At 49.1% G+C, this 5843-nt stretch carries 5 protein-coding genes and 1 tRNA gene; 4 read left to right on the top strand and 2 right to left on the bottom strand.

Features of this window, described 5'->3' with window-relative positions; all coding sequences use genetic code 11:
• The first annotated feature begins 74 nt into the window (after positions 1–74).
• Together ACLR2L_RS18310 and ACLR2L_RS18315 are read left to right on the top strand one after the other, a co-directional pair.
• Positions 75–150: transfer RNA gene (locus tag ACLR2L_RS18310), tRNA-Gln, on the top strand.
• A 113-nt stretch (positions 151–263) separates the two neighbouring features.
• Positions 264–1667: an alanine/glycine:cation symporter family protein gene (locus tag ACLR2L_RS18315; RefSeq protein ID WP_140956485.1), complete on the top strand. Its 1404-nt coding sequence runs from the start codon at positions 264–266 to the stop codon at positions 1665–1667.
• Between the two features lie 58 nt (positions 1668–1725).
• Here ACLR2L_RS18315 and ACLR2L_RS18320 read toward each other — a convergent pair whose 3' ends face one another.
• Both ACLR2L_RS18320 and ACLR2L_RS18325 read right to left on the bottom strand, forming a co-directional pair.
• A complete protein-coding gene (locus tag ACLR2L_RS18320) occupies positions 1726–1902 on the bottom strand; it encodes a hypothetical protein (protein WP_181405046.1) in 177 nt (58 codons plus the stop codon).
• The gene (locus ACLR2L_RS18325) at positions 1902–3071 is read right to left on the bottom strand and encodes an FAD-dependent oxidoreductase (RefSeq protein ID WP_413370238.1); all 1170 of its coding nucleotides are present in this window, start codon (positions 3069–3071) and stop codon (positions 1902–1904) included. Before ACLR2L_RS18325 ends, ACLR2L_RS18320 begins: the two co-directional genes overlap by 1 nt.
• Before the next feature lie 306 nt (positions 3072–3377).
• Between ACLR2L_RS18325 and miaB the strand changes: the two genes are divergently transcribed.
• The gene (gene miaB, locus ACLR2L_RS18330; protein WP_413370240.1) at positions 3378–4814 is read left to right on the top strand and encodes a tRNA (N6-isopentenyl adenosine(37)-C2)-methylthiotransferase MiaB; all 1437 of its coding nucleotides are present in this window, start codon (positions 3378–3380) and stop codon (positions 4812–4814) included.
• Positions 4815–4831: 17 nt separating this feature from the next.
• Positions 4832–5843, top strand: a 1012-nt coding sequence (locus tag ACLR2L_RS18335; RefSeq protein ID WP_413370242.1) for a PhoH family protein, incomplete at its 3' end; no start/stop codon positions are given.

Genomic DNA, 5843 nt, shown 5'->3' on the forward strand with positions numbered 1-5843 from the left:
AATTGGTAGACACGCTGGATTTAGGTTCCAGTGCTTCACGGCGTGAGAGTTCAAGTCTCTCCTTCCGCACCATTTGGGGTATAGCCAAGTTGGTAAGGCAGCGGGTTTTGATCCCGCCATCCGTTGGTTCGAGTCCAGCTACCCCAGCCATATTATAGAACGCCAGTCTTTGACTGGCGTTTTTGCTTTACAGGCCCCGTGAACACCGGCACACTTATACCCACATCACATAATTATAATTTTGTAATCTAACGGGAATTTCAGTGCTCAACGACATTGTTGCATTTATCAACAACATCCTCTGGGGCGACGGTCAGGTACTTATCTACATGCTGGTTGCAGCGGGTATCTGGTTCACTGTTCGCTTAGGCGGTGTTCAGCTTCGCCATTTCGGCCACATGTTCACCCTTTTGAAAGGCAGTACTGCCAGCACAAAAGAAGGGATCAGCTCTTTTCAGGCGTTATGCACCAGTTTATCGGCTCGCGTGGGTACGGGGAACCTTGCAGGTGTAGCAGTTGCAATCTCACTGGGCGGTGCAGGCAGTATATTCTGGATGTGGGTAATCGCCTTTCTTGGTATGGCAACAGGTTTTGCCGAAAGTGTGCTTGGTCAGCTGTATAAAGTAAAAGATGACAACGGCGAGTATCGCGGTGGGCCAGCTTACTACATTAAACAAGGTCTCAATAAAACCTGGTTGGCAGTCGCCTTTTCTCTGTGTTTATTTTTGGGATACGGCTTTATTTTCTCTGCCGTTCAGGCCAACACTATTACCGACGCACTCAACAACGCGTACGATATTCCAACCAGTTATTCTGGCCTGGTTATTATTGCATTAGCAGCGTTGATTGTTGTAGGCGGACTGCGCGGCATTGCCCGGTTTGCTGAATGGGTTGTGCCGTTTATGGGCATCACCTACGTGCTGGCCGCTCTGCTGATTTGTGCGCTGAATTTAACCGAGTTACCCGCCATGTTCTGGAATATTATCCAGTCGGCCTTTGGCTTACAGGAAGCTGGCGCGGGGGCCATGGGTGCCGCAATAAAAAATGGTATTCAGCGTGGTTTGTACTCCAACGAAGCAGGCTCAGGTAGTGTGCCCCATGCTGCCGCAAGTGCTGCTCCCTACCCCAATCATCCGGTTTCTCAGGGCTATGTGCAGATGCTCGGCGTGTTTCTGGATACCATGATATTGTGTACCGCTACTGCGTTCATCATTTTATTGGCTGGCGGCAGCAGCAGCGAACAGATGGAAGGCATACGCTTAACCCAATCAGCCATGACCAGCCACATTGGTGAAGGAGGCGCAGACTTCGTCGCAGCCGCTATTTGCTTCTTCTCGTTTACCTCTGTAGTTGCCAATTACGCGTACGGCGAAAGCAACCTTCACATGTTTAAACTCGACAACAAAGCAGGTCGCACCGTGTATACCTGCGGTTACCTTATCATGATTTTCTGGGGCTCTATGGCAGCGCTGCCTGAGGTGTGGGCTGCAGCAGATATGGCATTAGGCTTAATGACCGTCATTAATATTATTGCCATTGTATGGATGACGCCCACTATTGTGAGCATTAGTAAAGATTACTTTGCCAAGAAAGATAAAGGCGAACTGCCTGAATACAAAACCGGTGATTGCCAGATCCAGGGCAAAACCGAAGACGGTATTTGGTAACACACTAACAATAAAGCCCGCACATGCGGGCTTTATTGTTTTTGAATAACGCGTTAGCTCAACTTATCATTAATTTTATCAACTGAGCCACCAGCAATATCATTAGCAACGGCCATAACCAGCGCGACAGCTTACTTTGTTCTTCGCTGTTCATCCGCCAATTGGATTTTTCCAGCATCGGCACAACAACAGCCAACGCCAGAAACAGGATGCCTATTATAATTATTACGGTCATTATGAGAGTCCCATTGCATATTTAAGTACCTGTTGTTTCACCGGTCCACTGTGATGAGCCAGCTTTAGCAGCCCATTACGCACTAATTTCAGCGGCCCAATGTCGTTACTGAAGGTACTGTAAAATCCATCCATCGCGCCCATCATCAGCGCATTATCGCGTTGTCTGGGTTGTTCGTAACCCTCCTGTAGCATCTGCATACAGGTCGTGCTGGCCAGATCCGGCTTATCCGATAATACCGCCAGCAGCGATTTAATATCTTTAAACCCTAGGTTTACACCCTGCCCCGCTAAAGGATTTATGGTATGCGCAGCATCTCCCACCAGAATAATACCCGGCAACACATACTTACTGGCATGCCGGCGTACCAACGCAAATGCGGCGCAATTAAGTACATCAAAATCCCCAGGCAAAGGCGGAAAATACTGCTTAATTCTGTCTTTTATTTGTGCTTTAGACTGCTTTTTCAAGTCGTTCAGTACATCAGGCGAGTCATACCAGATAAGTGAAGCAAAGTTATCATGCATAGGCAATAATGCGCGAGGCCCATGCGGAGTAAACTGCTGCCAGGTAACCCCATCCACCGGCTGCGCAAAGGCAACGATAATCCCCATAGCCTGCTGCTTATATTGCCAGCCTGAAATACCAATCCCTGCCGCCTGCCTTACCTGCGATTCAGCCCCATCAGCGCCAATCAACCATTGGCAACTCAGGGTTGAGTTATTATCCAGCGTGATATGAACCACCTGCCCCTCATCACGCTCAATCTTCTCAATGCGCGCAGGTGAAAACCAGGTCACGTTGTCGTACGCCCGCAATGCGGCATGGCAACCCAGCTGAATAATGCGGTTCTCTGCAAAATAACCGAGCAGCTCATGGCCCACTTCCTGAGCCAGAAAATCGGTACGGCAGTCGGGGTGTTCCCACACCGACAAACCGTGGTAAGGCCGAACGCGCATGGCCTGCATATACTGCCAGGCGCCAAGTTCTGTTAACAGATTAACCGACGCGGTGCTAATGGCAGACATGCGTAGATCAGGAGGTTGTTCTGCGCTGAATGTTTGGGGCGGTCGCTGCTCAATTAACGCCACCGAATAGCCTGCGCGAGCCAACCCTAATGCGGTAGCAGCACCAACCATTCCTGCGCCGTTAATACAAAAATCAAACATAAACACTCCGTTTGTGATTTCACCATTATGCCTGAAGACATCAAGCGCCCTCAACGCCGACGTGAAGAGTAATATAAAACAATCGCTGAATCAGTGACTTTCATTATTACGTTAAACACAATTGTGATGGATCGACAAACCCCTAAAAAGCCGGGTTGCATAGCTGGCTATCGACGAGCATAAAGGTTAAAATACGCGGCTATTTTGAACAACCATGCTGGTTTAACAGCGCCGCGGCCCGCCTACCCTGGTGAATCCGATTGTGAACGCCTGTCGTACCAGCCTAAACGTGAATATCGAACTGTTATGAGTAAAAAGCTGTACATCAAAACCTGGGGCTGCCAAATGAACGAGTATGACTCGGATAAAATGGCTGATCTGCTTGATGCAACCCATGGCTTTACCCTGGCCGAGGAAGCCGAAGACGCCGATGTGATTTTGCTCAACACCTGCTCGATTCGTGAAAAAGCTCAGGAAAAAGTATTCCACCAGCTAGGCCGCTGGAAAAATCTAAAGAAAACCAACCCTGACCTGATCATTGGTGTAGGCGGTTGTGTTGCCTCTCAGGAAGGCGATAACATTCGCCAGCGCGCGCCATTTGTCGATCTGGTTTTCGGACCGCAAACCCTGCATCGCTTGCCTGAAATGATCAACAAAATTCGTGCCGGTGAAAAATCGGTGGTTGATGTTAGCTTCCCCGAAATTGAAAAGTTCGACCGCCTGCCAGAGCCGCGCGCAGAAGGGCCAACAGCATTCGTATCCATCATGGAAGGCTGTTCCAAATACTGCACATTCTGCGTAGTGCCTTATACCCGTGGTGAAGAAGTGAGTCGTCCGGTAGACGACGTGCTGCTGGAAATCGCTCAGTTGGCGGAACAAGGCGTACGCGAAGTTAACCTGCTGGGTCAGAACGTAAATGCGTTTCGCGGCGAACATCACGATGGCAGTATCTGTCGTTTCGCAGAATTACTGGAACTGGTTGCGGCCATCGACGGTATCGACCGAATCCGTTATACCACGTCTCACCCGGTTGAATTTACTGACGACATTATTGCGGTATATGAAACCGTACCAGAGCTGGTAGATCACCTGCATTTGCCAGTGCAAAGTGGTTCAGATCGCATTCTGAATATGATGAAGCGCGGCCACACAGCATTGGAGTACAAGTCTAAAATCCGCAAATTGCGCAAAGTGCGCCCGAATATTTGCATGTCTTCAGACTTCATCGTTGGTTACCCGGGCGAAACCGATGCTGACTTCGAAGCCACTATGGATCTCATTCAAGCAATCGATTACGACCTGAGCTTTAGCTTTATTTATTCCGCCCGCCCCGGCACACCGGCGGCAGATGCGGTAGATGACGTTAGCGAAGACACAAAAAAACAACGTCTGTATTTGCTTCAGCAGCGTATTAACCAGCAAGCGCTTCGCATTGCTCATAATATGATGGGAACAGAGCAACGCATTTTGGTTGAAGGTCCTTCCAAGAAAGACATTATGGAATTGCAAGGCCGTACCGAGAATAACCGCGTAGTGAACTTTGTAGGTACACCTGACATGATTGGCGAATTTGTGGATGTGAAGATTACTGATGTGTTCAGTAACTCGCTGCGTGGCGAGGTGATCCGCCGCGAAGCTGATATGGGGCTACGAGTGGCAGTTTCGCCTCAAAGTATCCTTGCCAAACGTCAGGCACAACAGCCAGATGCGCTTGGCGTTAGCCAATTCCAACCAACACATTAACAAGGTAGCGATTAAACTTGAGTAAATTGGTAAGTAACGAAGTAGTTTTAGAGCCGGAAGACAACAAACGTCTATCCAGTCTGTGTGGTCCGTTTGACGATAACATTAAGCAAATTGAACGTCGTCTGGGCGTGGAAATTACCTACCGTAGCAATTTTTTTAAGATTGTCGGTGAACCACAACAAACCCGCGGTGCGGGTGAATTACTCAAATTACTGTACATTGAAACTCAACCCGTGAAAGGGCATGTTCCGTCATTGGCTGCCGAACAGGTGCACCTGGCCATTCAGGAAGCCAGCTGCCTTGAACGGGATGATTCAGCCCGATACGGTAAAGAAGTGAATATCAAAACCAAGCGCGGCGTCATTAAGCCGCGCAATCCCAACCAGGCTCAATATGTAGCCAATGTGGTTAATCACGACATTACTTTTGGTATTGGTCCTGCCGGTACCGGTAAAACCTACCTGGCAGTTGCCTGTGCGGTAGACGCACTTGAACGCCAGGAAATACGTCGCATCCTGCTCACCCGTCCGGCTGTTGAAGCCGGTGAAAAACTGGGATTTTTGCCAGGGGATTTATCGCAAAAGGTCGATCCGTATTTGCGTCCGCTCTACGATGCCCTGTTTGAAATGCTGGGATTCGAGAAAGTAGAAAAGCTGATGGAGCGCAATGTTATTGAAGTAGCACCACTGGCTTACATGCGCGGCCGCACACTCAACGACGCTTTTATCATTCTGGACGAAAGTCAGAATACCACGGTTGAACAAATGAAAATGTTCCTCACGCGCATTGGATTTAACTCCAAAGCAGTGATCACTGGCGATATCACCCAGGTTGATTTGCCACGTGGAGTCCGCTCGGGCCTGCGCCACGCAATCAATGTTCTGCAGCCGGTAACCGATATTTCGTTTAATTTCTTTACCGCTGGTGATGTTGTGCGCCACCCAGTGGTTGCGCGAATTGTGCGGGCTTATGAAGATTACGAAGCCGAACAGGAACGTTTGCGTCTTGCTAAAAAGCAGGAAGAAT

The organism is Alteromonas sp. AMM-1 (genome assembly GCF_047290655.1).
GTDB classification, from domain to species: domain Bacteria; phylum Pseudomonadota; class Gammaproteobacteria; order Enterobacterales; family Alteromonadaceae; genus Alteromonas; species Alteromonas mangrovi.